Genomic DNA, 26721 nt, shown 5'->3' on the forward strand with positions numbered 1-26721 from the left:
TTCCTCGAAAGGTTACATCGTGCAACTACATGGCTTCTTCAACAGTTCGACGTCCTATCGGGTGCGCATCGCGCTCGCGCTGAAAGGGCTGCCGTACGACACGCTGCCCGTGAACATCCGCACCGGCGAGCATCGCGACGCCGATTACGTCGCGCAGGTGAACCCGTCGGCGTCGGTGCCTGCGCTGGTCGACGGCGATTTCCGTCTCGGCCAGTCGCTCGCGATCCTCGATTACCTCGACCGGATCCATCCGGAACCGCGGCTGATTCCGCTCGAACCGCGCCGTCGTGCGCGCGTGCTGGAACTGGCGGCGCTGATCGCATGCGACATCCATCCCGTCAACAATCTGCGCGTGCTGCGCTATCTCGACAGCGAGCTGAAGGTCGCGCCGCAGCAGAAGACCGCGTGGTACCGGCACTGGATCGCGGAAGGGATGGCCGGTGTCGAGCGGCTGCTCGCCCGCGCAGAGCCGGGCCCGTGGTGCTTCGGCGACGCGCCGACGCTGGCCGACGTGTGCCTGGTGCCGCAGGTCGCAAATGCGTTGCGGATGGATTGCGACCTGAGCGCGTATCCGCGTTGCCTCGCGGTTTATGAACACGCACGGCGCGAGCCGGCTTTCGACGCTGCACAGCCGCAGCGCCAGCCGGATTACGTCGCGTAACACGAAGCAGGAGACAGACATGGGCGAGACAAACAACAACGGCCGGCGCGTACTCGTGATCGGCGGCGGTATCGGCGGGCTCGCGGCGGCCCTGGCGCTCGCGCGCCAGGGCATTCGCGTGAAGCTGCTCGAGCAGGCCGAGCGAATCGGTGAGATCGGCGCGGGGATTCAGCTCTCCGCGAATGCGTTCAACGCACTCGATGCGCTGGGCGCCGGCGAGGCCGCACGCGGCCGCGCGGTGTTCACCGACTGGCTGCAACTGATGGATGCGGTCGATGCGCACGAAGTGGTGCGCATCGATACGGGCGCCGCGTACCGTGAGCGCTTCGGCAATCCGTATGCGGTGATCCATCGCGCGGATATTCACCTGTCGATCTACGAGGCCGTCAAGGATCACCCGCTGATCGAATTCCGGACGAGCGCGCAGGTGTGCGGGTTCGAGCAGGACGGCAACGGCGTGACCGTGACCGACCAGCACGGCGAGCTCCATCGCGCCGATGCGGTGATCGGCTGCGACGGCGTGAAGTCCGTGATCCGCCAGGCGCTGATCGGCGACGCGCATCGCGTGACGGGGCACGTCGTGTATCGCGCGGTGGTCGACACCGACGACATGCCGAAGGACCTGCGGATCAACGCGCCGGTCGTGTGGGCCGGCCCGCATTGCCATCTCGTTCACTATCCGCTGCGCGGCGGGCGGCAATACAACCTGGTCGTCACGTTTCACAGCCGCGAGCAGGAGGCCTGGGGCGTGCGCGAGGGCAGCAAGGAAGAAGTGCTGTCGTACTTCGACGGCGTCCATCCGTTGCCGAAGCAGATGCTCGACCGGCCGACGTCGTGGAAGCGCTGGGCGACCGCCGACCGCGACCCGGTCGAGCGCTGGAGCGCCGGCCGTGCGACGGTGCTCGGCGATGCCGCGCATCCGATGACGCAATACCTCGCGCAGGGCGCATGCCAGGCGCTCGAGGATGCGGTGACGCTCGGTGCGGCAGTCGCGCAGGCCGAAGGCGATTTCGAGGCCGCGTTCGCGCTGTACGAACGCGTGCGGATTCCGCGCACCGCGCGCGTTCTGTATTCGGCACGAGAAATGGGGCGGGTCTATCACGCGAAAGGCGTCGAGCGGCAGGTGCGCAACGGACTCTGGGTCGGCCGCACGCAGACGCAGTTCTACGACGCACTCGACTGGCTGCACGGCTGGCGCGCGGAGGATTGCCTGACGCCCGTCGCGTAACGCGCGCTTTCAGCCCGATTCCGGCGGCGCGCATTTCATCAACTACATGACGCACGACCGCCTTCATGGAGGAGACACCATCATGGCCGATATGCTGTCCATCGACGTCAGCAAATGGATCGACCGGCATCGCGTTGCGCCGTTTCAGGCCGCGATCGTCGTACTGTGCTTTCTGATCGTCGCGATCGACGGGTTCGACACCGCGTCGATCGGTTTCATCGCGCCCGTCATCCGCGCGGAATGGGGTTTGTCGCCCACGCAGCTCGCGCCCGTGTTCGGCGCGGGGCTGACCGGGCTGATGGCCGGCGCGCTCGTGTTCGGGCCGTTCGGCGACCGGTTCGGCCGCAAGCGGCTGCTGCTCGCGTGCGTGGCGTGCTTCGGCATCGCGAGCGCCGCGTCGGCGAGCGCGGGCGGCTTGACCGAGCTGATCGCGTGGCGCTTCGTGACCGGGCTCGGGCTCGGCGGCGCGATGCCGAATGCAATCACGCTGACGTCCGAATACTGTCCGGCGCGGCGCCGCTCGCTGCTCGTGACGACGATGTTCTGCGGCTTCACGATCGGGTCCGCGCTCGGCGGGCTCGCGGCCGCGTCGCTGATCGAGCATCACGGCTGGCGCGCGGTGCTCGTCGTCGGCGGCGCCGCGCCGTTGCTGCTCCTGCCGGTGCTCGCGTGGCGGCTGCCGGAATCGGTGCGCTATCTCGTCAACACCGGGGCGGCACCCGAGCGGATCGCGGCGATGCTCGGCCGGATCGCGCCGGATCCGCATCTCGCGAACGCATCGTTCCCCGCGCCCGCCGGCAAGCCGGCCGGATCGCCGCTCGGCCGCCTGTTCGGCGCCGACTTGCTGCGCGGGACGCTGCTGCTGTGGCTCACGTTCTTCATGAGCCTGCTCGTCATCTACCTGCTGTCGAGCTGGCTACCGACGCTGCTGCGCACGACCGGCGCGACGCTGCAGACGGCCGCACGTGTGACCGCGATGTTCCAGGTCGGCGGCACGCTCGGCGCGATCGTGCTCGGCTGGCTGATGGACCGCTTCGACCCGCACCGCGTGCTGGCCTGCAGCTATGCGGCGGCCGGCGTATTCGTCGCGGCGATCGGCGTGTTTGCCGTGTCGCCGTGGGGTGCCGCGCTAGCCGTATTCGCGGCCGGTTTCTGCGTGTCGGGCTCGCAGGTCGGCGCGAATGCGCTGTCGGCTGCGTTCTATCCGACCGAATGCCGGACCACGGGCGTGAGCTGGGCGAACGGGATCGGCCGCGGTGGGTCGGTCGTGGGCTCGATGGCGGGCGGTGCGATGCTGGCGATGGGCGTACCGCTGTCGACCGCGTTTGCCGTCGTCGCGGCGCCGTGCTTGATCGCGGCGCTCGCGGTGCTGGCGCTCGGCGTGGTTCGCGCCGGTGCGGCGCGTGCGTCGAGCGCCGACGGAATCGCGGGCGAGCAAGCCTGAGCGAAGGAATGTCGGTGGGGCAGCAGCAAGCGCCAATATTATATAAATTGATATAATATTGGCGCTTTAATTGTTGCCCCGTTCCGATGAACCACGATCTTCCCGCCGGGCTGCCCGAGCCCGACCAGATGCGCGCAGCCGCCGAATCGGCCTGCGCGCTCCTCAAGGTGCTGTCGAATCCCGACCGGCTGCTGCTGCTCTGCGAACTGTCGCAGGGCGAGCGCTGCGTGAGCGATCTCGAGACGACACTGGACATCCGCCAGCCGACGCTGTCGCAGCAGCTCGGCGTGTTGCGGGACAACGCGCTGGTCCGCACGCGCCGCGAAGGCAAGAACATCCACTATTCGCTCGACAGTCCGGCCGCGATCGCGGTAATGGGCGTGCTGTACGAACAGTTCTGCGGCCCGGCCGCGAAGGGGACACGCGATGCAGCTTGATGCGCTTCATTTCACGCCGTGGCTGTCGCTGGCCGGCGGCGTGCTGATCGGGCTCGCGGCCGCGTGGCTCGTCGCGTTCAACGGCCGGATTGCCGGCATCAGCGGCATCGTCGGCGGCCTGTTCTCGGCCGGTTCCGGAGAGCGCGACTGGCGCGTCGCATTCGTCGCCGGGCTGATCGTCGCGCCGCTCGCGATGCGCGTCGCTGGAGCGGGCCTGATGCCGCAGGTCGATGCAGGCTGGCCCGAACTGCTGGCGGCCGGCCTGCTGGTCGGGATCGGCACGCGATACGCGGGCGGCTGCACGAGCGGCCACGGCGTGTGCGGGATGTCGCGCGGCGCGCTGCGTTCGGTGGTCGCGACCGCGACTTTCATGATCGCGGGCTTCGTGACCGTATTCGTGCAGCGGCACGTGCTGGGAGGCTGACATGCAGGCAGGATTCGCGTTTCTGGCGGGGCTGCTGTTCGGCGTCGGCCTCATCGTGTCGGGCATGGCCAATCCGCAGAAGGTGCTCGGTTTTCTCGACCTGGCGGGCCGCTGGGATCCGTCGCTCGCGTTCGTGATGGCCGGCGCGACGGGCGTGGCCGTGTTCGCGTTCGCATGGGCGAAACGACGGACGCGGTCGTGGCTCGGCTTGCCGATGCAGTTGCCGGCTTTGCGGGCGATCACCGTGCGCCTGGTCGCCGGAAGCGTCGTGTTCGGCATCGGCTGGGGGATGGCCGGGTTCTGCCCGGGGCCCGCGATCGTGTCGATCGGCTTCGGGTCGGCCAAGGGGATCGGGTTCGTCGTTGCGATGCTGGCCGGGATGGCGATATTCGAGTGGGTCGAGCGTCGCAGAAGCCGGAGTGCGCGGTGACGCACTGGTTGCCGCGTGCCGGGCAGGCCGCGGCTGTCGACGCGGCGTCGCCGGGCAAGGAAGGCCGGAAGGGAGCGTGTTCGCTCGTCGCCGCGACGACGCGGCGGCTGCGTAAGCGCCGCAGTGGCCGGACGCCACCATGTCAGCGGCCTGCCGAGTGCGAAGCGAGGTGCTGGCGGATCAACGACAGGTAACGATCGCCGACCGAGAAATCGCGTGCGACGCGCGGCCGTTCGGCCTGACGCAGCGTGGCCGGCGCGCTCATGCCCAGATACCGGCAGACGGCCGACGGAAACGGCTTGCGCGTATGCCCGAGCTGGCGCGCCGCGCGCTCGACGCGGGCGTCGCCGACCTGGGCGCGAAGCCACGCCAGCACTTGGCGATCGGTGTCGTTGACGATTCGGACCAGATGTTCCATCGCGCACCTCACTGTTCATAAATACAGTACTGTAAATATAACCAGTGTTTGCGGCGACCGCAAGCGGGCGAGCTCGCGGCCGGCCGTTCGGCCAGGGTCAGCGCGTCGGCGAGGTGGTTCGACGGTCCTGCGATGCGGTGATCCGGCCGGCGGGGGCAGCAGGGGCGGCGGGCGCGGCGATGCCCGTATAACGCGCGTCGGTCAGCGTGCCGAGGAACGCGACGATGTCGTCGATTTCCGCGTCGGTCAGCGCGGGCAGCGTGCCGGGCCGGCGGTTCATCGGCGTCGAGTTGACGTTGATGTTGCCGCGATAGGCGGCCGGCACGTCGTCGAACGTCGTGGCGCCGTGATACCAGAAGCCGGGGTCGGTCGAGCGCGTGTTGTAGAACGCGACCGCGTCTCGCAGCGTCGTGAACACGCCGTTGTGCATGAAGGTCTGCTTGACCGCGACGTTGCGCAGCCCCGGCGTGCGCAGGTAGCCGCACCATTGCGTCGGCTCGGGCCAGCGCAGCCGCCGTGCGGTGTCGCACAGCCCGTTGTCGAAATGGCGCGGATCGCGGTTCGCCGGCAGCGCGCGGTTGCGCGGCACGGCGATCGCGTCATAACCGAAATCGGTGAAGAGCGAGCGCTCCGGGCGGCTCGACGTGTCCGACAGCGTGTGGCAGGTCATGCAGTTGCCCTTGTCCGGATTCCGGAACAGCGCGAGGCCGCGCATCTCGGCCGGCGCGAGCGGCTTGCGGGTGCGCAGGAACGCGTCGAAGCGCGACGTGAACGGCGCCATCTCGTCGCTCTGCAGATAGGCCTCCACGGCCGAACCCAGCGCGCGCACGAGTTGCTCGGGATCGCGCCGCACCGGCGTGCCGAAGCGCGCGGCGAGATCGGGCGCGAGTTCGGTCGCATTGACCTTGCGCAGCAGCGCGGCAGGCGACCGGTTGTTCATCTCGTTCGGATCGAACAGCGGCCCGCGGATCTGCTCGGCGAGCGTATCCGCGCGGCCATCGCTGAACAGTCCGCCGAACGGCGACGGCGCGGGCGCGTCGTCGTCCTGGTAGAAGTGGCGGCGCGGCACGTAGCGCACATAGAGCAGCGACGGCGCATTGCGCCGGCTGAAGCGCCCGGGCCGGCTGCCTTCCGGCACGCCGGGCCCCGCGAGCGAAGCCGCCGACAGCGTCGGCGCGAACGCGCGGCCCGGATCGTGGCAGCCCGCGCACGACATGCCGCGCGGTTCGGACAGCCGCGGGTCGAAGAAGATCCGGCGGCCGAGCGCGACGAGCGTCGGGTCGGGCGCGAAGCGCGCGGTGGCCGCGTCGATCTTGCCCGTCACCTGCGGCGTGCCGTTGCCGATCGTGTCGACGACGCGCGACGGCGGCGCGCCGGCGAGCAGGACCGTTTCGGACGGCGCGGCGTGCGCCGCGTGCACCACCACCAGCGCCAGGCCGGCGAGCACGGCCGCGGCAAGCGTGTGCAGCGTTTGCCGGCCGCGCGCGACGCGGCCGTCACCTCGAACCTCTTCGCTCACGGCGCAATGAACCCCGTCTTGTCGCAGGCGAGCGTCGTGCCCGACTGGTTGCACGACGCGAGCAGCTTGCCTGCCGCCGAATACGCATGGAACACCCAGCCCGTCGCCGGTGCCGCGCGGCGTTCCATGATCAGGAAGCCGAAGCTGTTGTTGTGCGACAGCCGCTCGATCACGGCGCCCGGTGCCGGCGTCAGGCCGGCGGGGAACGGGTCGGGCAGTGCGACGTCGAGATTGTCGCCGCCGTTGCCGGACACGATCGTCGCCGGGTGCCCGGACGAAAAGTTGATCGCCTGGAAGTCGTGCACGTGACCGTGCAGCGCGACGTGCACGCCCGGCGGGTAGTACGCCTGCGCGTTGAGGCTCGCCATCACCGACTGCAGCGCGAGGTTGCCCGGCGCGGGCGTGCTGCCGGCGATCGGCGCGAACGCGAGGATCGGATGATGGTTCGTGAAGATCGTCGTCGTCATGCCGGCCTTCGACGCAAGCGCGGCCACCGTCTGGAACTGCTTCTGGTAGATGCCGAATTGCGTGTCGGTCGTCTTGAGCGGCGCGCGGCCGACCTTCGCGGTGTCGAACACGATCACCTGCGAGCCGCCGCCGAGCGACACCGCATAGGGTTCGGAATAGTTCGCGTTGTTGTCGTTGGCCGGATCGTCGCACGAGCGGGCGGCCGAATACGGTCGCGGGTCGAGGAAGCGGAACCAGCCCTGGCCTGCGCGCGCGCATTCCTCGTGGTTGCCGCGCACGACGACCCACGGCGCCTTCGCGAGCAGCGGTGCGGCCGGGCGGAACAGGTCCGCCTGCCACGTATCCCAGCCATAGCCCCACGGGCTGTCCTTGCAGCCGGCGATGTCCGGCGGGCATGCGTTCTCGCGATAGTGGTAGTCGCCGACGTGCAGCACCAGGTCCGGCGACAGCTTCGCGACGCTGGCCGCGATCGTGTCGAACGGCCAGACCGTCGCGTCGTTGCACGCCTGCCATGCGTTGTCGGCCTTTTTCATCCGGCAGCCGGTGTCGGCAATGATCGCGATGCGCTGCGGCTGTGCTTTCGGCAGCGGCAGCGTGCGGCCCGCGACGCTCGCCGCCTGTGCATCGGCCGGCAACGTCGTTTCGCAGACGGAGACCGGGAAGCTCGACGGCTTCGAATCGGCCGGGTCGCTGGCGGTCGGGCGCTGGGCCAGGGTCGCGGCGCCGGCGCGCAGCGTCATGCGCGACAGCTTGCCGTCGACGGTCAGTTGCGGACACAGCGGATCGCCGGCCGATGCGGGGGTGTAGTTCGTGATGACGCGCGCGATCGCCTGGTTCGCGTCGCCGATCTCGACCCACGCGGCCTGGACGTTGACCGACGCACTGGCCGGATCGGCCGGCGAGTCGATGTGATTCGAGCACGCGGACAGCGCGGCGAGGGCAACAAGGGGGGCGCAGCGCGCGAGCAGTGCGCGCGGGAGGAGTCGTCGCATGGGAGGCACCGTAGGAAAGTCGTCAACGATACGCAGCACGAATGTAAGAAATGTGAAAAACCGGGGGCGCGACGGGGGCTCGCCTGCGCGTCGGGTATCGCTGCCGGGGGCCTTGACCTCAAGCCGGCTTGAAGCAGCATAGTGCGCTTCATGATCAACGAGCCAGAAGGGGAATCGACGATGGAAACCAACCTGCCCAACGACGAACAATCCGCACTGTGGAATGGCCCGTCGGGGCGTGCATGGGTCGATGCGCAGGAGTCGATCGACCGGATGTTCGAGCCGTTCGAGGCGCTGCTCGCCGATGCGGCGGCCGCGTCGTCCGCGCGCGGCGTGCTCGACGTCGGCTGTGGCACGGGCGCGGTCACGCTTGCGATCGCGCGCCGGCTCGGCGCGGACGCCCGATGCACGGGCATCGACATCTCGGCCCGGATGATCGACGCCGCGCGGGCGCGCGCCGAACGCAGCGGCATTCATGCCCGCTTCGTGCGCGCGGACGTGCAGACGCATGCGTTCGAGCCCGCGAGCGTCGACCTGATCGTGTCGCGCCTCGGCGTGATGTTCTTCGACGATCCGGTCCGGGCGTTCGCGAATCTGCGGCACGCGGCGCGGCCGGACGCACAGATGCGGTTCGTCGCGTGGCGCAGCGCGGCCGACAACCCGTTCATGACGACGGCCGAGCGGGCCGCCGCGCCGTTGCTGCCGAACCTGCCCGCGCGCCGGCCCGGCGCGCCGGGGCAGTTCGCGTTCGGCGATCGGCAGCGGATCGCGTCGGTGCTGTCGGACAGCGGCTGGATCGACGTTGCGATCGAGCCGGTCGATATGGCGTGCGCGTTGCCCGAGCCCGCGCTGGACGACTACATCGCGCGGCTGGGCCCGGTCGGGCTCGCGCTGCTGGAGATGGACGACGCGACGCGGCGGCACGTGGTCGACACGGTGCGTGCCGCGTTCGAGCGTTACGTGCACGGCGCGGAGGTGCGTTTCGACGCGGCGTGCTGGCTCGTGACGGCGCGCGCGCCGTCCGTGTAACGCATTGCGATAAAAGGCGGATCAGGAAAGGGCCGCCTGCCGGCCCTGCGCATTGCTGTTCGCGCACGCCGCAACAGCGCCGCGCGACGTGCGCGCGTCAGCGTTTGCGCGCGCGCAGCATCAGCCACGCGCAACCTCCGGCAACCAGCGCGAGGCCGAGCAGGACGGCCTCGACGCCGAGCGCGAAACCGGGCGGCATTTCACCGCTGTTCGGCACGGGCGACAGGTTGTCGCCCATCGCGACGGCGCCGCCGGCCAGCAGCGCCATGCAGACGATCCAGTAGAGCTTGCCGCGCGGCGTCGCGGCCCGAATCCGCCACAGCGCGATGCCGGCTCCGCCGAGATAAAGCAAGGCAAGCGTGCCGAGCGCGACGAGGTCGGCGGCGCGGCTTTGCAGGAGCCCGCTCATCGCGCGGCTCCTTCGAGCATGGCGGACCGGCGCGGCGCGGCAAAGGCTGCGGCGTGCGTGCTCATTCGGCCTCCGTCGCGTGTCCCGGCGCGCGGCTCAGCAGGTGCGTGCGCTTGTCGGCCGCGAGCGACACGTAGCGCTCGTACTGGCGCAGCACGTCGGCAATCACTTCGTCGCCGCGCAGGTATTCGAGGTCGTAGCCGAGCCGCCCGTCCTCGAAGAACGTGACGATCCCGTACACGTGCGCACGCGCCGCTTCCGGCTCGGCCGCCTCGCGCACCAGGAACGCGGCCGCGGATTTCACCGTCACGCGCACGCCGTACACGAAATCGCGGTGCTCGGCGGTCGGCACGGTGAGCCGCACGGCGTCGTCGCTGTCGCGCTGCACGTGCGCATCGACGCCGCCCGTGCGCAGTTCGTCGGCGACCTTGCGCAGCGCGGGCTCGACCGTCTCGGCGACGAACTGGCGCGCGTCGGCCTCGGTCGTCTGCCGCAGGATGTGCGTCAGGCGGTGGCGCCAGTGCTGGCCGGTCCAGAAGCTCGCCGCAGGCGCGATCTCTTGCGAATAGTGCGCACGGTCGGCCGCGAGCCCGCGCCACAGCCCGTAGCAGAGCGCGAGCATGATGAGGGCGACCGGCAGCGCGGCGATCAGCGTCATCGCCTGCAGCGCGCCGAGCCCGCCCGCGACCAGCAGCACCGCGGCCGTCACGCCGAGCAGCACGGCCCAGAACAGCCGTTGCCAAACCGGCGAATGCGCGGCGCCGCGCGTCGCGATCTGGTCGATCACGAACGCGCCCGAATCGGCGGACGTGACGAAGAACACCGCGATCAGCACGATCGCGACGATCGACAGCAGTTGCGACAGCGGCAGGAAATCGAAGAAGCGGAACAGCAACGCGTCGACATTGGTGGCCGTCTGCGCGAGCGCGCCGGCCGCGCCGTGCGTGTCGAGCCAGATCGCGCTGTTGCCGAACACGGTCATCCACACGAGGTTGAACGCGGTCGGCACGAGCAGCACGCCGATCACGAACTGGCGGATCGTGCGGCCGCGCGAGATGCGCGCGATGAACATGCCGACGAACGGCGACCACGAGATCCACCACGCCCAGTAGAGGATCGTCCAGCCGCCGAACCAGCCTTCCTCGCGCGGCGACGCATACGCATAGGTGCGGAACGACAGGTCGACGAGGCTCGACAGGTACTGGCCGATGTTGTCGCCGAGCGCGCGGAACAGGAACGCCGTCGGGCCCGCGACGGCCACGAATGCCAGCAGCAGGAACGCGAGCAGCAGGTTCAGCTCGGACAACCGGCGCACGCCCTTGTCGAGGCCGCTTGCGGCCGACAACCCTGCGAGGATCACGACGAGCGCGACGAGCCCGATGCGAAACGCATTGCTGCCCGTGTCCCAGCCGGCGACCGTGTGCAGGCCCGCGCTGATCTGCATCACCCCGTAGCCGAGCGTCGTCGCGATGCCGGCGACGGTGCCGACCAGCGCGAACGCGTCGACCGTGTGGCCGATCCAGCCGTTGATGCGCTCGCGCAGCACCGGATACAGCCCCGAGCGCAGCGTCAGCGGCAGGTTGTAGCGAAAGCCGAAGTACGCGAGGACGAGCCCCATCAGCCCGTAGATCGCCCATGCATGGAAGCCCCAGTGGAAGAAGGTCATCAGCATCGCCTCGCGCGCGGCGGCGGGCGTGCCGGGGTCGACGGTAGGCGGTTTCAGGAAGTGCTGCATCGGCTCGCCGACGCCGAAGTACATGAGCCCGATGCCCATGCCGGCCGCGAACAGCATGGCCGTCCATGACACGAAGCTGAATTCGGGTTCGGCGTCGTCGGGACCGAGCCGGATGTTGCCGAAATCGCTCGCGGCGATCAGCACGAGAAACACGAGGAAGCCGGTGACGGCGAGTACGTAGAACCAGTCGAAGCGCGCGATGACCCATTGCTGGCCGGCGGAGAACAGCGCGCCGGCTTCGCTCGGGAGCAGCGCGCACACGACGAGCAGCGCACCGATGACCGCGAGCGCGGGCAGGACGACCTGCGGCTTGAATGTCGTGCGCGGGGAGGGACGGGAATCTGGCATGTCGGGCATCCAGTTGTGGGCGCAACGAGGCGCGACGCCGCCCGGCGCGCATGCGGCGCGTCGGACCCTGATACGGCGTGCGTCGAGTGTACCGCGGTGTCAGGACTGCAAGAAGGGGCATGCAGAAGAGATGAACCTGACGGATTGTAAGGTATCGGGGCGATCGGGAAAACCCGCGCGGTTCGCGCGGCGTGTGGACGGGACATGGAAAGCGCGGCGGACGCCGGGCCTCGCGCGCCCGGACGGCGCACGTGAAATGCGCATCGTCCGGGGAGAAGGCAGCGCGCCGAAGGCGCTGCCGTGCGGGTTCAGAACGTGACGGCGATCCCGGCCATGCCGACGAACTGGCCGTGCGTCGTCGACGGCGTGAGCTGCTGCGAATCGCCGACGATCGGCGCCGCGTCGATGATATGACCGGCGCCTTGCGCGCCGAGCGTCTGCCCGCTCGAATGCGTGTACGCCTGCAGCGCATACAGCGTCGTGCGCTTCGACAGGCTGTACGACTCCTTCAGCGAATACTGCTGGTAGCGGGCCGCGCTCGCGACGCCGTTCGCTTTCGATGCCAACGTGTACGCGAATGCACCGGCCACCGAGAACGCCGGCGTGAAGCGGTACGCGGCAAGCGCGCCGTAGGTGTTGAACACGGCCGTGTCGGTGAATGCGGAGCCGTTGCCGGGCAGGTACTTCACGTTCGAATAGTTGACGCCCATCGTCAGGTTGCCGAGCGTGTAGTTGCCTGCCGCCGCGACCTGCTCGATGGCCTTCGCGGTCAGGTAGCCCTGGTTCAGCACGGACACCGCGAAGCTGCCCGACGACGCGGTGGCCGGGTTCAGGAAGCCGGCCGACGAGCCCGAGCTGTTGATGCGCAGGTAGCCGGCCGCGATCCCGACCGGCCCGTTCGCGTAGCGCAGCGCGGCGCTGAACGTGTTGCCCTTGCCGGTCGCGCCGGCAATGCCGCCGAATGCGTACATCGCGCTCGCGCTCAGTCCGGAGAACGTCGGCGACGTATAGGTTACCGAATTGTTCACGCGGATCGTCGTGTCGAGGCCGTCGATGTCGCCCGGATGCGCGCCAGTCGCGCCGGTCAGCCAGCTGCTCGACGCGTACGGTCCGACGAACAGGAAGTAGGGCGTGTATTGGCGGCCGGCCGTCAGCGTGCCGTAGCGATCGTTACGCAGGCCGACGAATGCCTGGCGATTGAATATCGTGCCGGCGGCGGCCTGTGCGCCGTTGTTCAGGTTGAAGCCGGACTGCAGGTCGAAGATCGCGTGCGTGCCGCCGCCGAGATCCTCGTCGCCGCGCAGCCCGAACTTCGACGCATACAGGTTGCCGTCGCGCATGTAGATGTTCGAGTGGCCCTGCTGGTTGTTCACGTACGCGAGCGAATCGTCGACGACGCCGTACAGCGTCACGCTGCTCTGCGCGCGGGCAGCGGTCGCGCCGAGCGATGCGGCCGATAAAATAAGGATTGCATAGCGATTGACGGGGGCTTTCATTGTTGATCTCCAGATCTCTTCATCAGTTCAACGGGGCGGGAGGCTGAAGCACCTCCTCTGTGGCGGGTGGCGAGCCGCGCGAACGGCCCGCCTGATCGGTGCGGCGTGCGCGGTCAGCGATCGAACGCGACGACGATGCGGCGCCATGCGCCGTCCTGCGCGTCCTGCTCGACGCGCGCGCCGCGGACGGCGAGCGGGCCTTGCAGCGACGCGGGCAGCAGGATCTCGACGCGGTCGGCCGGGCGGGCCAGGCGGCCGTCCCGGCGGACCGACACGCCGAGCGCGCCCGACGCCTCGCGGCCGGTCTCGATCCGCCACAGTCCGTATTCGCCGTCGCGCCACGCTTCCGTCTCGCCGTCGTCCTCGACGCATTCGCCGTACGCGACACCGTCCTCGATGCGCGGCGCAACGAGGAAGCCGCGCGTGTCGGCGCGCGCACCGAAATGCTGTGCCGCGACGTTCAGCGGCAGCACGCGGCCTTCACGCAGCAGCATCACCGGCGTGTCGAGCGGCGCGGGCAGCGTGACGCTCGCGCCGCCGTCGAACGACTGCGCGCTCGCGCAGCACGTCCAGCGCGCGCCCGACGGCAGGTAGACCGTGCGTTCCGTGCGGCCGGGATCGACGACCGGCGCGACCAGCAGCGCGTCGCCGAGCATCATGTCGTCGCACTCCTCGTAGCAGCGCGCATCGGCGGGGAAATCGGCGAAGGTCGGCCGCAGCACGGGCTCGTAGCGCGTCGTCGACAGCCACAGCAGGTGATAGAGGTACGGCAGCAGCCGGTAGCGCTGCTTGATCAGCGATGCGACCTGCGCGGCGATCTCCGGATACATCCACGGTTCGTTGACGGTGCCGTCGTCGTTCCACGAATGGATGCTGAAGCGCGGCATGAAGATGCCGAACTGCACCCAGCGCAGCAGGAGCTCGGGCGACGGCGCGGGCCCGGAGAAGCCGCCGATGTCGTGACCGATGTTCGACACGCCCGACAGCGCGAGCCCGAGGCCCATCTTCAGGTTGTAGCGCAGCGTTTCCCACGACGTGGTGTTGTCGCCGGACCAGGTCTGCACGTAGCGCTGCATGCCGGCGCCGCCGGAGCGCGACACGAGGAACGGCCGCTGCGCCGGCGCATGCGCGCGCTGCGCGTCGCGCGACGCGCGCATCATCAGCATCGTCTGCAGCACCTTCGCCTCGCGCGCGGGGAACGGCTGGCCGAAGCCGTGCGCGATCGCGTCGGGCGACCAGATCTCGTATTCGTTGTTGTCGTTCCAGGTCGACTCGATCCCGTATTCGAGCAGCGCCGACGTGACCTGCTCGCGCCACCAGCGGTAAGCGTCCGGCTGCGTGAAGTCGAGATACGCGCCGACCTCGTCCCAGAACTGCACCCACGCAGGCTCGCCGGACGCCGAGCGGATCAGCAGCCCGCGTTTTGCGGCATCGTCGAACGCGGGATGGTCGCGCAGCAGGCACGGCTTGATGTTCGCGCACAGGCGGATGCCGTGGTCGCGGTAGTGCTTCACGAAACCCTTCGCGTCGGGAAACTTGTCGCGGTTCCAGTTGAACACGTAGCGCTTCGCGCCGATCGACGTATAGCCTGACGACAGGTGGAACGAATCGCACAGGATGTCGTGCGCGTCGCACTGTTCGACAAACTGGTTCATCTGCTGCTGTGCGTCCGGCGCATCGGTGTAGCTCATCGTCGAGCCCGAGTAGCCGAGGCCCCATTTCGGCGTGCGTGCGGGGCGCCCGGTGAGCCACGTGAAGCGCCGCGCGGCCGCGAGCGGTGTGTCGGGCGATGCGATGAAGTAGTAGTCGAGATCGCCGTGCTCGGCGACGAAATAGCGGTACGGGCCGTGATAGTTGTCGAGCTCGCGGCCCATGTCGAACGAGCAGTCCGACAGCGTGTCGTAGAAGAGGCCGAACCCCTGGCACGCAGCGGGCGACCACGTGATGTAGAACGGGATGTGCTTGTACAGCGGGTCGGTGTGCTTCGCGCTGTAGCCCATCGCGTCGATGTTGCGCATCTCGAAGCGCGCGCCCGTGCGGTCGAGGTCGCCCGCGCGTTCGCCGAGGCCGAACACCTTGTCGCCGCGCTCGCGGGCGACGTAGTGATACGCGCGGTCGTCCCACCAGCCGAAGTTGTACGCCTGCGTCGCGCGGTCGGCGAGCGCGACGCGCCATGCGCCGTCCGCGCCGCGCATCGACCACGTGCAATGCCCGCCTTGCCAGCGCACCGCGAGCCGGATCTGCGCGGTTTCGATGCACAGGCCGTCGTCGTCTTCGACGAGGCTCCAGGAAGGCAGCGCGAAGCCGTCCAGATCAAGGCGGTCGCGGCCGTCGAGCGGCACGTCGTCGAGGCCCGGTGCGATCGACCACGTGCGCGGGTTGCGTGCCGTCGCGTCGGGCAGCACGCGCACGCGCACGATGTCGTTCTCGAGCACGAAGATCTCGAGGGTCGAGCCCGCGTCGGACGCGAGCAGCAGGCGGTTGGCGTGCCGGCCGGCGATGCGGAACACGGGCGGATGAAGAAGCGAAGTCATGAAGGCGATTCCTGGTGAGAGCGAATGTCAGGCGTGCCGTGCGAGCAGGCGTTCCTGCTTCGACTGCCCGCGGATCAGCACCGCGAGCAGCGTGACGCCGATGAGGTCGAACAGGCCGAGGCACGCGAACAGCGGCGCATAGCCGATCTTGTCGGCGAGCGCGCCGACCAGCAGCGAGAAACCGAGCCCGCCGATCCACGCGGCCATCCCGGCGAAGCCGCTCGCGGTGCCGACTTCCTCGGAATCGAACACGTCGGCCGACAGCGTGTTGACGAGCGCGGAGATCATCTGGTGCGCGAAGCCGCCGACGCAGAACAGCGCGATGGCCGTGTACGGCGACGCCGCGAGGCCGATCATCGCGGGCCCGAGCATCAGCACCGCGCCCAGCGCGACGCCGGCGACGCGCGACCACACGAGCGGCAGTTTGAATCGGTTGGCGAGATAGGGCGACAGGTAGCCGCCCGCGATGCCGCCGGCGTCGGCCGCGAGAAACGGCATCCACGCGAAGATCGCGATCTGCGTGAGCGGCATGTGGCGCTCGGTCGCGAGATACAGCGGAATCCAGAAGCTGAAGGTCTGCCACGCGGGTTCGGCGAAGAAGCGCGGCAGCGCGATGGCCCAGAAGCGCCGCGCGGTGACGACGTCGCGGATGCGGCGCTTCGACACCGGCGGCATCGTGGCCTGGCCGTCGCGGATCAGCGCGCGCTCCCGCGGCGTGATGCGCGGATGATCGGCCGGCGAACGGTATTGCGTGTACCAGAGCGCGGCCCACACGAAGCCGAGCGCGCCGGTGACCATGAATGCCGACTGCCAGCCGAACCGCATCGAGATGAACACGACGAGCGGCGGCGCGATCGCGGCGCCGAGCGACGTGCCCGCGTTGAAGTAGCCGACCGCGACGGATTTCTCGCGATCGGGAAACCATTCGGCGACGGCCTTCATCCCCGACGGAATCGCGGCGGCCTCGAACAGCCCGAGAAAGCCGCGCAGGATGCCGAGTGACAGCCAGCCCGACGCGAAGCCATGCGCGACGCCGACCACCGACCACAGCATCGCGAACAGCGCGAACCCGAGCCGCAGCCCGATCAGGTCGACGATGAACCCGCACACGGGCTGCATGATCGTGTAGCCGATCTGGAACGCGCCGACGATGTACGAATACTGCTGCGTCGAGATCGCGAATACCTGCTTCAACTCGGGGGCGAGCACCGCGAGGGAGTTCCGTGCGAGGTAGTTGAGGATCGTGCCGAGACACACGAGCACGATGATCCACCAGCGCAACGCCTTGACTGTTTTCACTGCTGCCTCCTGTTGGGCAGGGCGGGCATGCGGCGCCTGCCTGATCCATGCAAGCCGTCCGGTCAGGAAGGCTTTTTCAGCTTATTTGTACGATGTCCGATCTTGATGGGCGCCGGTTTTACCGGTTTCTATCGAAATGACACTGTTCGAGCGAACATTTCGCCGTCATTGGATAGGAATGTTATCGGACGACTGATCATTTTCGAACATCCTATGTTCGAATGCGAATCCGGTCAACGTGAATTTGCATTCGAACGAACTTGCTCGGGGTTTTCCCGATGGGAGGGGAGGCGGCGTGAGCGGAAACGCACGGCGGTTGCGTGCCGAATGCCCGTGCGGCGGGGCTGTGCGATGGCCTGGAGAGCGAGGGGCGCAGGATGGGGCGTGACAACCCTGATGAAAGTTTATTTTTTTCTCGGCTGCGGATTGTGTAAATTCATTTTCATCTTCCTTGCAACAACCATTCGCATGATGCCTCTCGTTTCGAACGACGCCAGTCACGACGAACCCGCGATCGCCGAGCGGATCGCGTCGGCGATGCCGTTGATGACGCCGATCCACCGGCGCATGGGCGAATTCGTGCTCGCGAATCCGTTTCGCGCGGCGACGATGCGGATCGATGAACTCGCGCAGGCCGTGAATGCGTCGATCGCGACCGCGAACCGCTTCGCGAAGGCGCTCGGCTTCGACGGCTATCCGGCGATGCGCGCGGCACTCGTGCGCGGCTTCGAGGCGACGCTCGGGCCGGTCGAGCGGCTGCGCTCCGCGCAGGAGCAGGAGCCGGGCGTACGCGGTGCCGTGTGGATCGACGCGGTGTTCGACCAGGCCGTCGCGAACATCGAGAACACGCGCGCGCAACTGGACGCGGCCGATGTCGAGGCTGCGGTCGAGGCGATCGTCGGCGCGCGACGCGTGCTGATCCTCGGTGCGGGATCGAGCGCGTTTCTCGCCGGGTTGATGGAGCACGGGCTGTCCGTGTGTCACGACAGCGTGCAGTCGCTCGCGTTGCTCGGCGGCCCGTCGCACGCGGCGCGGCGCCTGTATACGGTCGACTCGCGCGATCTCGTGATCGCGCTCGCGTTTCCGCGCTACGTGAAGGACACGATCGAGCTGGCGCGCCGCGCGGCGGCGCGCGGCGCGCGCGTGCTCGGTCTCTCCGACGGCCCGGAATCGCCGCTTGCGCCGATCGCGTCGCTGAACCTGTACGTCAACGCCGAACGGCGCTTCGCGGCCACGTCGGAAGCGGCCGTGCTCACGATGATCGAGGCGCTGATCGATGCGGTCGCGCTGCGCACGCACCGGTCCGCGAAATCCGCCGCCGAGATGACCGAATTCCTGCTGCCGTGGCTCGTGCAGCCGCAAGCGGCGCTGCCGGCCGCGAACCCTTCTTCCACCCATCCGAAAAAATCATGACTTCACCCGCGATCGTCGCGATTCACGGCGGCGCAGGCACGATCCTGCGCGATGCGATGGATACCGACACCGAACGTCGGTACCGTGCCGAACTGACCGCGATCCTGCTGTCCGCGCAACAGGTGCTGGCCGACGGCGGCAGCGCGCTCGACGCCGTCACCGTCGCGGTGCGGATGCTCGAGGATTGCCCGCTGTTCAACGCCGGGCGCGGCGCCGTGTATACGGCCGAAGGCAAGCACGAGCTCGACGCTGCGGTCATGGATGGCGCGACGCTCGGCGCCGGCGCGATCTGCTGCGCGACGCGCGTGCGCAATCCCGTGCTGGCCGCGCGGCGCGTGATGGAGGCGAGCGAGCACGTGCTGTTCGCCGGCGCGGGCGCCGATGCGTTTGCGGCCGCGCAGGGGCTCGAACTCGCGGAACCCGGCTACTTCGACACCGAAGCGCGTCATGCGCAGTGGCTCAAGGCGCGCGCGGCGGCCGGCATGATGCTCGACCACGATGCGGCGACGTTCGCGTTCGGCGCATCGCAGACACAGTCGCAGCCGCAGCCGGCCGAACCGCTCGATCCGGACCGCAAGCACGGCACGGTCGGCGCGGTCGCGTGCGACCTGCACGGCCACATCGCGGCGGCGACGTCGACGGGCGGCATCACGAACAAGCAGCCGGGGCGCGTCGGCGATTCGCCGATCATCGGCGCGGGCTGCTATGCGGACGATGCAACCTGCGCGGTATCGGCGACGGGCACCGGCGAGACGTTCATCCGTCTCGCGACCGCGCATGACGTTGCCGCGCAGATCGCGTATCGCGGCGCGTCGCTGGCCGACGCCGCGCACGACGCCGTGATGAACAAGCTGTCGCGCCTGGCGGGGCGAGGCGGGATCATCGCGGTCGACGCGCACGGTAACGTCGCGATGCCGTTCAATACCGAAGGGATGTACCGCGGCTACGCGCGCGTGGGCGAAGCGCCCGTCGTCGGCATCTATCGCGACGACGCAGCCTGATTCCGGATCGCACGAGGAGATACGCATGAGTTCGAGCCGTAATCCGGCCGGCCTGGCGCTGCCCGAGCAGCGCGTCATCGCCGTGGACGACCTGTCGGTCACGTTCAGCCGCGAAGGCGCGACGTTCGACGCGGTGCGCAACGTGTCGTTTCACGTCGATCGCGGCGAGACGCTCGCGATCGTCGGCGAATCGGGTTCCGGCAAGTCGGTCACGTCGCTCGCGCTGATGCGGCTCGTCGAGCACGGCGGCGGCGCGATCACGAGCGGCCGGATCGCGTTCCGGCGCCGCGGCGGCGCGCTGGTCGATCTGGCGCAGGCGAGCGCCGCGACGATGCGCGGCATCCGCGGCTCGGACATCGCGATGATCTTCCAGGAGCCGATGACGTCGCTGAACCCGGTGTTTACGGTCGGCGACCAGATCAGCGAGGCGATCGCGCTGCACCAGTCGAAGAGCGCGGCCGAAGCGCGCGCGGAAGCGCTGCGGCTGCTCGATCTGGTGCGCATCCCGGAAGCGCGCCGCGTGTTCGTGCGTTATCCGCACCAGTTGTCGGGCGGGATGCGGCAGCGCGTGATGATCGCGATGGCGTTGTCGTGCCGGCCCGCGCTGCTGATCGCCGACGAGCCGACGACCGCGCTCGACGTGACGATCCAGGCGCAGATCCTGCAACTGATTCGCGGGCTGCAGGACGAGATGAACATGGGCGTGATCTTCATCACGCACGACATGGGCGTGGTGGCCGAGGTGGCCGACCGCGTGCTCGTGATGTATCGCGGCGAGAAGGTCGAGGAGGGTGAATCGGACCGCATCTTCGCGACGCCCGCGCATCGCTACACGCGTGCGCTGCTCGCGGCCGTGCCGCGGCTCGGCTCGATGCAGGGCACCGACATACCCAGGAAATTCCCGCTGCTGAAGGTGGACGGCGTGAGCGCCGCGGCGCCCGCGCCTGCGGCGAACGACGATGTGCAGCCGCCCGTCGACCCGGCTTCGTCGCCGATCCTGCGCGTGCGCGATCTCGTCACGCGCTTTCCGGTGAAGAGTGGCGTGTTCGGCCGCGTGTCGCAGTACGTGCATGCGGTCGAGCGCGTGAGCTTCGAGCTGCGCGCGGGCGAGACGCTCGCGCTCGTCGGCGAGTCGGGCTGCGGCAAGTCGACCACCGGCCGCTCGCTGCTGCGCCTCGTCGAATCGCAGAGCGGCTCGATCGAATTCGACGGCCGCGACATCAGCGCGCTGAAGGGCCCGGACCTGCAGGCGCTGCGCCGGAACATCCAGTTCATCTTCCAGGATCCGTTCGCGTCGCTGAACCCGCGTCTCACGGTCGGTTTCTCGATCATGGAGCCGCTGCTCGTGCACGGCGTCGCGAGTGGCCGCGAAGCGCAGGCGCGCGTCGACTGGCTGCTCGACAAAGTCGGCCTGCCGCCCGAGGCGGCGCGTCGTTATCCGCACGAATTCTCGGGCGGCCAGCGCCAGCGGATCGCGATCGCGCGTGCGCTCGCGCTGAACCCGAAGGTCGTGATCGCCGACGAATCGGTGTCGGCGCTCGACGTGTCGGTGCAGGCGCAGATCGTCAACCTGATGCTCGACCTGCAGCGCGAGCTCGGCGTCGCGTACCTGTTCATCTCGCACGACATGGCCGTCGTCGAGCGCGTCAGCCATCGCGTCGCGGTGATGTATCTCGGCCAGATCGTCGAGATCGGCCCGCGCCGCGCGGTGTTCGAAGCGCCGCAGCATCCGTACACGAAGAAGCTGATGAGCGCGGTGCCCGTGGCCGACCCCGCGCGCCGGCACGCGCCGCGCCAGCTCGCGGCGGACGAGATCCCGAGCCCGATCCGCGCGGCCGGCGACGAGCCGGTAATCGCGCCGCTGGTCGCGATCGGTCCCGATCACTACGTCGCGACGCATCGCGTCGGCGGCGCGTACTGAACGCGCGGGAGGTTGCATATGGACCGCAGCTGCGCACGAGCGAGGCAACGGCGTCTTTATCCCGAGCGGGGGCAGTCACGCCGCGATTTCAACCATGCGTTACCGAATCATCCACAGGAGCCCAACAAGATGAACAAGCCGTCTTCGTTCCCGATGTTCCGTCCGCGCGCGCTGCTCGCTGCGGGTGCCGGCGCGTTCGCGCTGTCGGCCGCGGTGCCCGCGTTCGCGCAGCAGAACGTCGTGGTTGCCGTGTACTCGACGTTTACGACGATGGACCCGTACGACGCGAACGATACGGTGTCGCAGGCTGTCGTCAAGTCGTTCTACGAGGGTCTGTTCGGTTTCGACAAGAACATGAAGCTCGTCAACGTGCTCGCGACCAGCTATACGGCGTCGCCGGACGCGAAGGTGTACACGGTCAAGCTGCGCCAGGGCGTGAAATTCCACGACGGCACCGACTTCAATGCCGCCGCGGTGAAGGCGAATTTCGACCGCGTGACCGATCCGGCGAACAAGCTGAAGCGGTACGGCCTGTTCCGGGTGATCGAGAAGACCGAAGTGGTCGATCCGACCACGGTGCGGTTCACGTTGCGCGAGCCGTTCTCGGCGTTCATCAACACGCTCGCGCACCCGTCCGCGGTGATGATTTCGCCGGCCGCGCTGAAGAAGTGGGGGCGCGACGTGTCGCTGCATCCGGTCGGCACCGGGCCGTTCGAGTTCGTCGAATGGAAGCAGACCGACGACATGAAGGTGAAGAAGTTCGCCGGCTACTGGAAGAAGGGTTACCCGAAGATCGACGCGATCGACTGGAAGCCGGTGGTCGACAACAACACGCGCGCCGCGCTGATCAAGACCGGCGAAGCGGATTTCGCATTCACGATCCCGTTCGAGCAGGCGAACGATCTGAAGAGCAATCCGAAGGTTGACCTGATCGAGGCGCCGTCGATCATTCAACGCTACATTTCGCTGAACACGCGGCAAAAGCCGTTCGATAACCCGAAGGTGCGTGAAGCGCTGAACTACGCGGTCAACAAGGATGCGCTCGCGAAGGTCGTGTTCGCCGGTTACGCGACACCACAGACGGGGGTTGCGCCGATGGGCGTCGAATACGCAACGAAACTCGGGCCCTGGCCGTACGACCCGGCGAAGGCACGCGCGTTGCTGAAGGAAGCCGGTTATCCGAACGGTTTCGAATCGACGCTCTGGTCTGCCTACAATCACACGACGGCGCAGAAGCTGATCCAGTTCGTCCAGCAGCAGCTCGCGCAGGTCGGCGTGAAGGTGCAGGTGCAGGCGCTCGAAGCCGGCGAGCGGGTCGCCCGGGTGGAGAGTGCCCAGGACGCGGCGAAAGCGCCGGTGCGGATGTACTACAGCGGCTGGTCGGCGTCGACCGGCGAGGCGAACTGGGCGCTATCGCCGCTGCTTGCGTCGGAGTCGGCGCCGCCGAAGCTGTACAACACGGCGTACTACAAGAACGGCCTTGTCGACGACGATCTCGCGCAGGCGCTCGCAACGACCGATCGCGCGAAGAAGGCGACGCTCTACGCCGATGCGCAGAAGCAGATCTGGGCCGACGCGCCGTGGATCTTCCTCGTGCAGGAGAAGATCGTCTACGCGCGCAGCAAGCGCCTGCAGGGCATGTACGTGATGCCGGACGGCTCGTTCAACTTCGACGAGATCTCGCTGAAATGACGGCGGTTTGCCCGCCACGCGGCGCCGGCGGCACAAGCTGCCGGCGCGCTGATTCGATCGGTGCCCCATGCTGAATTTCCTCGTCAAACGCCTGTTCGGCCTGCTGCCCACGCTCGCGATCGTCGCGGTGCTGGTGTTCCTGTTCGTGCACCTGCTGCCGGGCGATCCGGCGCGGCTCGCGGCCGGCCCCGAAGCCGACGACGCGACGGTCGCGCTCGTGCGCGCCGATCTCGGCCTCGACAAGCCGATGCCAACCCAGTTCGCGAATTTCTTCGTGAAGATCGCGCACGGCGATTTCGGCATGTCGACGCGCAGCAAGCGGCCGGTATCGACCGAGATCGGCGAGCGCTTCATGCCGACGCTGCTGCTGACGCTCGTCAGCATGGTGTGGGCGACGCTGTTCGGGATGGCGATCGGGATCGCGTCGGCGGTGTGGCGCAATCGCTGGCCCGACCGCATCGGCATGACGATCGCGGTGTCGGGCATCTCGTTTCCCGCGTTCGCGCTCGGCATGCTGCTGATGGAAATCTTCTCGGTGAAGCTCGGCTGGCTGCCGGTCGTGCCGGACGGCACGTGGAAGAGCTACGTGTTGCCGTCGCTGACGCTCGGCGCCGCGGTTGCGGCCGTGATGGCGCGCTTCACGCGCGCGTCGTTCGTCGAGGTGCTGAACGAGGATTTCGTGCGCACCGCGCGTGCGAAGGGCGTGCACGAGCCGATGGTCGTGCTCAAGCACTGCCTGCGCAACGCGATGATCCCGGTCGTCACGATGATGGGGCTGCAGTTCGGTTTCCTGCTCGGCGGCTCGATCGTCGTCGAGGCCGTGTTCAACTGGCCGGGGCTCGGGCGGCTGCTCGTCGATGCGGTGACGATGCGCGACTACCCGGTGATCCAGGCGATCGTGCTGCTGTTCTCGCTCGAATTCATCCTGATCAACCTGACCGTCGACGTGCTGTACGCGGTCATCAACCCGACCATCCGGTTCAAGTGAGGCGCACATGAACGCGACTGTCCAGACCGCGGCGCCGGCCGCATCGACCGCGATCCGCACGCCGTGGCGCGAATTCTGGCGCAAGTTTCGCAAGCAGACGGTGGCACTCGTCGCGGGCGGCTTCGTGCTGGCGCTCGTCGTGCTGGCATTCGTCGGCCCACATATCGTGCCGTTCGATCCGGAGAACTACTTCGACTACGACGCGTTGAACGCGGGGCCGTCGGCCGTGCACTGGTTCGGCGTCGATTCGCTCGGCCGCGACATCTTCAGCCGGATCGTCACCGGCACGCGCATCTCGCTCGCGGCCGGTTTCTTCTCGGTCGCGCTCGGCGCGCTGATCGGCACGATCTTCGGGTTGCTCGCCGGTTACTACGAGGGCTGGTGGGATCGCATCACGATGCGCATCGCCGACGTGCTGTTCGCGTTTCCCGGGATCCTGCTCGCGATCGGCGTGGTCGCGATCCTCGGCAACGGGATGGTCAACGTGATCTGCGCGGTCGCGATCTTCAGCATTCCGGCGTTCGCGCGGCTCGTGCGCGGCAACACGCTGATGCTCAAGCACATGACCTACGTCGAGGCCGCGCGCAGCATCGGCGCGTCGGACTGGACGATCATCATGCGACACATCCTGCCGGGCACCGTGTCGTCGGTCGTCGTCTACTTCACGATGCGGATCGGCACGTCGATCATCACGGCCGCGAGCCTGTCGTTCCTCGGGCTCGGCGCGCAGCCGCCGACGCCGGAGTGGGGCGCGATGCTCAACGAGGCGCGTGCGGACATGGTGACGGCGCCGCATATCGCCGTGTTCCCGAGCCTCGCGATCTTCCTGACCGTGCTCGCATTCAACCTGCTCGGCGACGGGCTGCGCGACGCGCTCGATCCGAAGCTGGAGCGCCGCTGATGCTTGCTGCACCGATGTGGACGGCGACGCTGCCGGCCGGGCCGCGCGGCACGATCGCCGACGTGCCGGGCGTGACGGTCGGCCATTGCACGCTCGATGCCGGCAACGTGCAGACCGGCGTGACCGTCGTGAAGCCGCATCCGGGCGACGTGTACCGCAGCAAGGTGCCGGCCGGCGCGGCCGTGATCAACGGCTTCGGCAAGAGCGTCGGGCTCGTGCAGGTCGACGAGCTCGGCACGCTCGATACGCCGATCGCGCTGACCAACACGTTCGCGGTCGGTGCGGTTGCCCAGGCGCAGATACGCGCGGCCGTCGCCGCGAATCCGCAGATCGGCCGCGACTGGCCGACCGTCAACCCGCTCGTGTTCGAGTGCAACGACGGATATCTGAACGACATCCAGGCATTCGCGGTGACGGCCGCGCATTACAACGACGCATGCCGCGCCGCGTCGCGCGACGTCGCACGCGGTGCGGTGGGCGCCGGGCGCGGGATGTCGTGTTTCGACCTGAAGGGCGGGATCGGTTCGGCGTCGCGCGTCGCCGTCGCGGCCGGCAGGCCCTATACGGTCGGCGCGCTCGTGCTCGCGAATTTCGGCCGGCTGCCGATGCTGACGCTCGGCGGCGTGCCGCTCGGGCGCATCGTCGCGCAACGGCGTGAGGGCGGGGCCGCGCATGCGGCGCCGCCCGAGCGGGGCTCGATCATCCTGTTGCTTGCCACCGATGCGCCGCTCGACGCGCGGCAACTGTCGCGGCTCGCGCGTCGCGCGGGCGCGGGGCTGGCCCGCACGGGCTCCGTCTACGGGCATGGCAGCGGCGACATCGCGCTCGCATTCTCGACCGCGTACACGATCGCGCACGACGCGTCGACCATCGCGCTGCCGGCCCTCGCGGCCGATGCGGCGCTCGATCCGCTGTTCATGGCTGCGGCCGAAAGCGTCGAGCACGCGATCGCCGATGCATTGCTGCAGGCCGTGACGGTCGCCGGGCGCGACGGCCACGTGCGGCAATCGCTGCGCGATGCGGTGCCCGATCTCGATCACCTGTTCAACGAAGGCAACGAAGGGCGTCTTACCCAACCATGAAGATCCTGATCTCGACCGACATCGAGGGTGTCGCCGGCGTATTCGCGACCGAGCAGACGCGCGCCGGCAATCCGGAATACGAGCGCGCGCGCCGCTGGATGACCGCGGAGGCGAACGCGGCGATCGAAGGCGCGTTCGCGGGCGGTGCGCAGGCCGTCTGGATCAACGATTCGCATGGCGGCTTTCGCAACCTGCTGCCCGACGGGCTCGATGCGCGCACGCGCGTCGTGCTCGGCAAGCCGCGCACGCTCGGGATGATGGCGGGCCTCGAACAGCGGCCCGACCTCGTGTTCATGATCGGCTATCACGCGAAATCGCAGACGCGCGGCGTGCTCGCACACACGATCAACAACTTCGCGTTCACGCAGGTATGGCTGAACGGCGTCGAGCTCGGCGAAGCCGGACTGTACGGCGCGCTCGCGCGCGAATACGGCGCACACGTCGCACTGGCAACCGGCGACGACGTGTTCGCCGAGGAAACGCAGCCGCTGTTTCCGGACGCGCGTTTCGAGATGGTGAAGACAGCCGGCGGCGCGTCCAGCGGCGACACGCTCACGCCTGCTGCATCGTGTGCGCGCATCGCGACCGCCGCGCGCGAAACGGTCGCGCAGGCGCTGTCGGCAGGCCTGCGCGCCGGCGCCCATCGGCCTGCGCCGGCCGCTTGCACGTTGCGCGTGCAGACGGCCGCGCTTGCCGACCTGTTCTGCGTGCTGCCGTCGCTCGAGCGCGTCGATGCGGTGACGCTGCGCTTCGACGGGCCGTCGGTCGAGCATGTGGTGCGCACGCTGAACAGCCTGTCGGCGATGTCGTTCATGCTGCGGTGATGCGCGCCGCAACGATGCCGCTTGCGTG

General features: G+C 68.6%; 23 protein-coding genes. 15 read left to right on the plus strand and 8 right to left on the minus strand.

All coding sequences use genetic code 11. From position 1 onward, the window contains the following. Positions 1 to 19 precede the first annotated feature (19 nt). The 6 genes from maiA to OEJ37_RS13805 all read left to right on the plus strand — a co-directional run bounded on the left by maiA (position 20) and on the right by OEJ37_RS13805 (position 4624). Positions 20 to 661: a maleylacetoacetate isomerase gene (gene maiA, locus OEJ37_RS13780; RefSeq protein WP_263344563.1), complete on the plus strand. Its 642-nt coding sequence runs from the start codon at positions 20 to 22 to the stop codon at positions 659 to 661. 19 nt (positions 662 to 680) lie between these two features. Then, positions 681 to 1889 (plus strand): 3-hydroxybenzoate 6-monooxygenase, encoded by a 1209-nt coding sequence (locus tag OEJ37_RS13785; protein WP_263344564.1) that lies wholly within the window; start codon positions 681 to 683, stop codon positions 1887 to 1889. 82 nt (positions 1890 to 1971) lie between these two features. Continuing rightward, the gene (locus OEJ37_RS13790; protein ID WP_263344565.1) at positions 1972 to 3333 is read left to right on the plus strand and encodes an MFS transporter; all 1362 of its coding nucleotides are present in this window, start codon (positions 1972 to 1974) and stop codon (positions 3331 to 3333) included. An 86-nt stretch (positions 3334 to 3419) separates the two neighbouring features. After that, positions 3420 to 3770, plus strand: a complete 351-nt coding sequence (locus OEJ37_RS13795; RefSeq protein ID WP_174417931.1) for an ArsR/SmtB family transcription factor — start codon at positions 3420 to 3422, stop codon at positions 3768 to 3770. Further along, positions 3760 to 4194 carry a YeeE/YedE family protein gene (locus OEJ37_RS13800; RefSeq protein WP_175917827.1) on the plus strand — a complete coding sequence of 145 codons (435 nt, stop codon included), beginning with the start codon at positions 3760 to 3762 and terminating at the stop codon, positions 4192 to 4194. The genes OEJ37_RS13795 and OEJ37_RS13800 overlap by 11 nt, the downstream gene beginning before the upstream one ends. 1 nt (position 4195) lies before the next feature. Then, complete coding sequence (locus tag OEJ37_RS13805) at positions 4196 to 4624, plus strand: DUF6691 family protein (protein WP_263344567.1); 429 nt, start codon at positions 4196 to 4198, stop codon at positions 4622 to 4624. A 142-nt stretch (positions 4625 to 4766) separates the two neighbouring features. Here OEJ37_RS13805 and OEJ37_RS13810 read toward each other — a convergent pair whose 3' ends face one another. The 3 genes from OEJ37_RS13810 to OEJ37_RS13820 all read right to left on the minus strand — a co-directional run bounded on the left by OEJ37_RS13810 (position 4767) and on the right by OEJ37_RS13820 (position 8021). Continuing rightward, entirely contained in the window at positions 4767 to 5042 is a 276-nt protein-coding gene (locus OEJ37_RS13810) for a hypothetical protein (RefSeq protein WP_034179770.1), read from the minus strand. Between the two features lie 97 nt (positions 5043 to 5139). Further along, positions 5140 to 6561, minus strand: coding sequence for a cytochrome-c peroxidase (locus tag OEJ37_RS13815; RefSeq protein ID WP_263344568.1), 1422 nt, complete (start codon positions 6559 to 6561; stop codon positions 5140 to 5142). Next, a complete protein-coding gene (locus OEJ37_RS13820) occupies positions 6558 to 8021 on the minus strand; it encodes a metallophosphoesterase (protein ID WP_263344569.1) in 1464 nt (487 codons plus the stop codon). The genes OEJ37_RS13815 and OEJ37_RS13820 overlap by 4 nt, the downstream gene beginning before the upstream one ends. Before the next feature lie 180 nt (positions 8022 to 8201). On the opposite strand from OEJ37_RS13820, the gene OEJ37_RS13825 reads away from it, so the two are divergent. Continuing rightward, positions 8202 to 9050 carry a methyltransferase domain-containing protein gene (locus OEJ37_RS13825; protein WP_174417973.1) on the plus strand — a complete coding sequence of 283 codons (849 nt, stop codon included), beginning with the start codon at positions 8202 to 8204 and terminating at the stop codon, positions 9048 to 9050. A 97-nt stretch (positions 9051 to 9147) separates the two neighbouring features. Here the strand turns inward: OEJ37_RS13825 and OEJ37_RS13830 are convergent, their stop codons facing one another. From OEJ37_RS13830 to OEJ37_RS13850, 5 genes are all read right to left on the minus strand, one after another. After that, the gene (locus OEJ37_RS13830; RefSeq protein ID WP_174417926.1) at positions 9148 to 9459 is read right to left on the minus strand and encodes a hypothetical protein; all 312 of its coding nucleotides are present in this window, start codon (positions 9457 to 9459) and stop codon (positions 9148 to 9150) included. Positions 9460 to 9520: 61 nt separating this feature from the next. Next, positions 9521 to 11542: a BCCT family transporter gene (locus tag OEJ37_RS13835; protein WP_263344570.1), complete on the minus strand. Its 2022-nt coding sequence runs from the start codon at positions 11540 to 11542 to the stop codon at positions 9521 to 9523. A gap of 308 nt (positions 11543 to 11850) precedes the next feature. After that, positions 11851 to 13038: a porin gene (locus OEJ37_RS13840; RefSeq protein WP_174417924.1), complete on the minus strand. Its 1188-nt coding sequence runs from the start codon at positions 13036 to 13038 to the stop codon at positions 11851 to 11853. 113 nt (positions 13039 to 13151) lie between these two features. Continuing rightward, complete coding sequence (locus OEJ37_RS13845; RefSeq protein ID WP_263344572.1) at positions 13152 to 15572, minus strand: glycoside hydrolase family 31 protein; 2421 nt, start codon at positions 15570 to 15572, stop codon at positions 13152 to 13154. 27 nt (positions 15573 to 15599) lie between these two features. Next, positions 15600 to 16871: an MFS transporter gene (locus tag OEJ37_RS13850; protein ID WP_174417922.1), complete on the minus strand. Its 1272-nt coding sequence runs from the start codon at positions 16869 to 16871 to the stop codon at positions 15600 to 15602. Between the two features lie 468 nt (positions 16872 to 17339). Between OEJ37_RS13850 and OEJ37_RS13855 the strand changes: the two genes are divergently transcribed. The 8 genes from OEJ37_RS13855 to OEJ37_RS13890 all read left to right on the plus strand — a co-directional run bounded on the left by OEJ37_RS13855 (position 17340) and on the right by OEJ37_RS13890 (position 26693). After that, complete coding sequence (locus OEJ37_RS13855) at positions 17340 to 18284, plus strand: MurR/RpiR family transcriptional regulator (protein WP_263344573.1); 945 nt, start codon at positions 17340 to 17342, stop codon at positions 18282 to 18284. Continuing rightward, positions 18281 to 19285, plus strand: coding sequence for an isoaspartyl peptidase/L-asparaginase family protein (locus OEJ37_RS13860; protein ID WP_263344574.1), 1005 nt, complete (start codon positions 18281 to 18283; stop codon positions 19283 to 19285). Before OEJ37_RS13855 ends, OEJ37_RS13860 begins: the two co-directional genes overlap by 4 nt. 25 nt (positions 19286 to 19310) lie before the next feature. Next, positions 19311 to 21206 (plus strand): dipeptide ABC transporter ATP-binding protein, encoded by a 1896-nt coding sequence (locus OEJ37_RS13865; protein WP_263344575.1) that lies wholly within the window; start codon positions 19311 to 19313, stop codon positions 21204 to 21206. A gap of 129 nt (positions 21207 to 21335) precedes the next feature. Next, a complete protein-coding gene (gene gsiB, locus OEJ37_RS13870) occupies positions 21336 to 22898 on the plus strand; it encodes a glutathione ABC transporter substrate-binding protein GsiB (protein WP_263344577.1) in 1563 nt (520 codons plus the stop codon). Between the two features lie 67 nt (positions 22899 to 22965). Beyond that, positions 22966 to 23886: a glutathione ABC transporter permease GsiC gene (gene gsiC, locus OEJ37_RS13875; protein ID WP_128849790.1), complete on the plus strand. Its 921-nt coding sequence runs from the start codon at positions 22966 to 22968 to the stop codon at positions 23884 to 23886. 7 nt (positions 23887 to 23893) lie between these two features. Further along, positions 23894 to 24787: a glutathione ABC transporter permease GsiD gene (gene gsiD, locus OEJ37_RS13880; protein ID WP_175917835.1), complete on the plus strand. Its 894-nt coding sequence runs from the start codon at positions 23894 to 23896 to the stop codon at positions 24785 to 24787. Then, entirely contained in the window at positions 24787 to 25869 is a 1083-nt protein-coding gene (locus tag OEJ37_RS13885) for a P1 family peptidase (protein ID WP_263344578.1), read from the plus strand. The genes gsiD and OEJ37_RS13885 overlap by 1 nt, the downstream gene beginning before the upstream one ends. Next, the gene (locus OEJ37_RS13890) at positions 25866 to 26693 is read left to right on the plus strand and encodes a M55 family metallopeptidase (RefSeq protein ID WP_175917837.1); all 828 of its coding nucleotides are present in this window, start codon (positions 25866 to 25868) and stop codon (positions 26691 to 26693) included. The genes OEJ37_RS13885 and OEJ37_RS13890 overlap by 4 nt, the downstream gene beginning before the upstream one ends. Positions 26694 to 26721: the final 28 nt, after the last annotated feature.

Origin of the sequence: Burkholderia sp. BKH01 (assembly GCF_025685725.1) — a bacterium.
Classification (GTDB): domain Bacteria; phylum Pseudomonadota; class Gammaproteobacteria; order Burkholderiales; family Burkholderiaceae; genus Burkholderia; species Burkholderia pyrrocinia_C.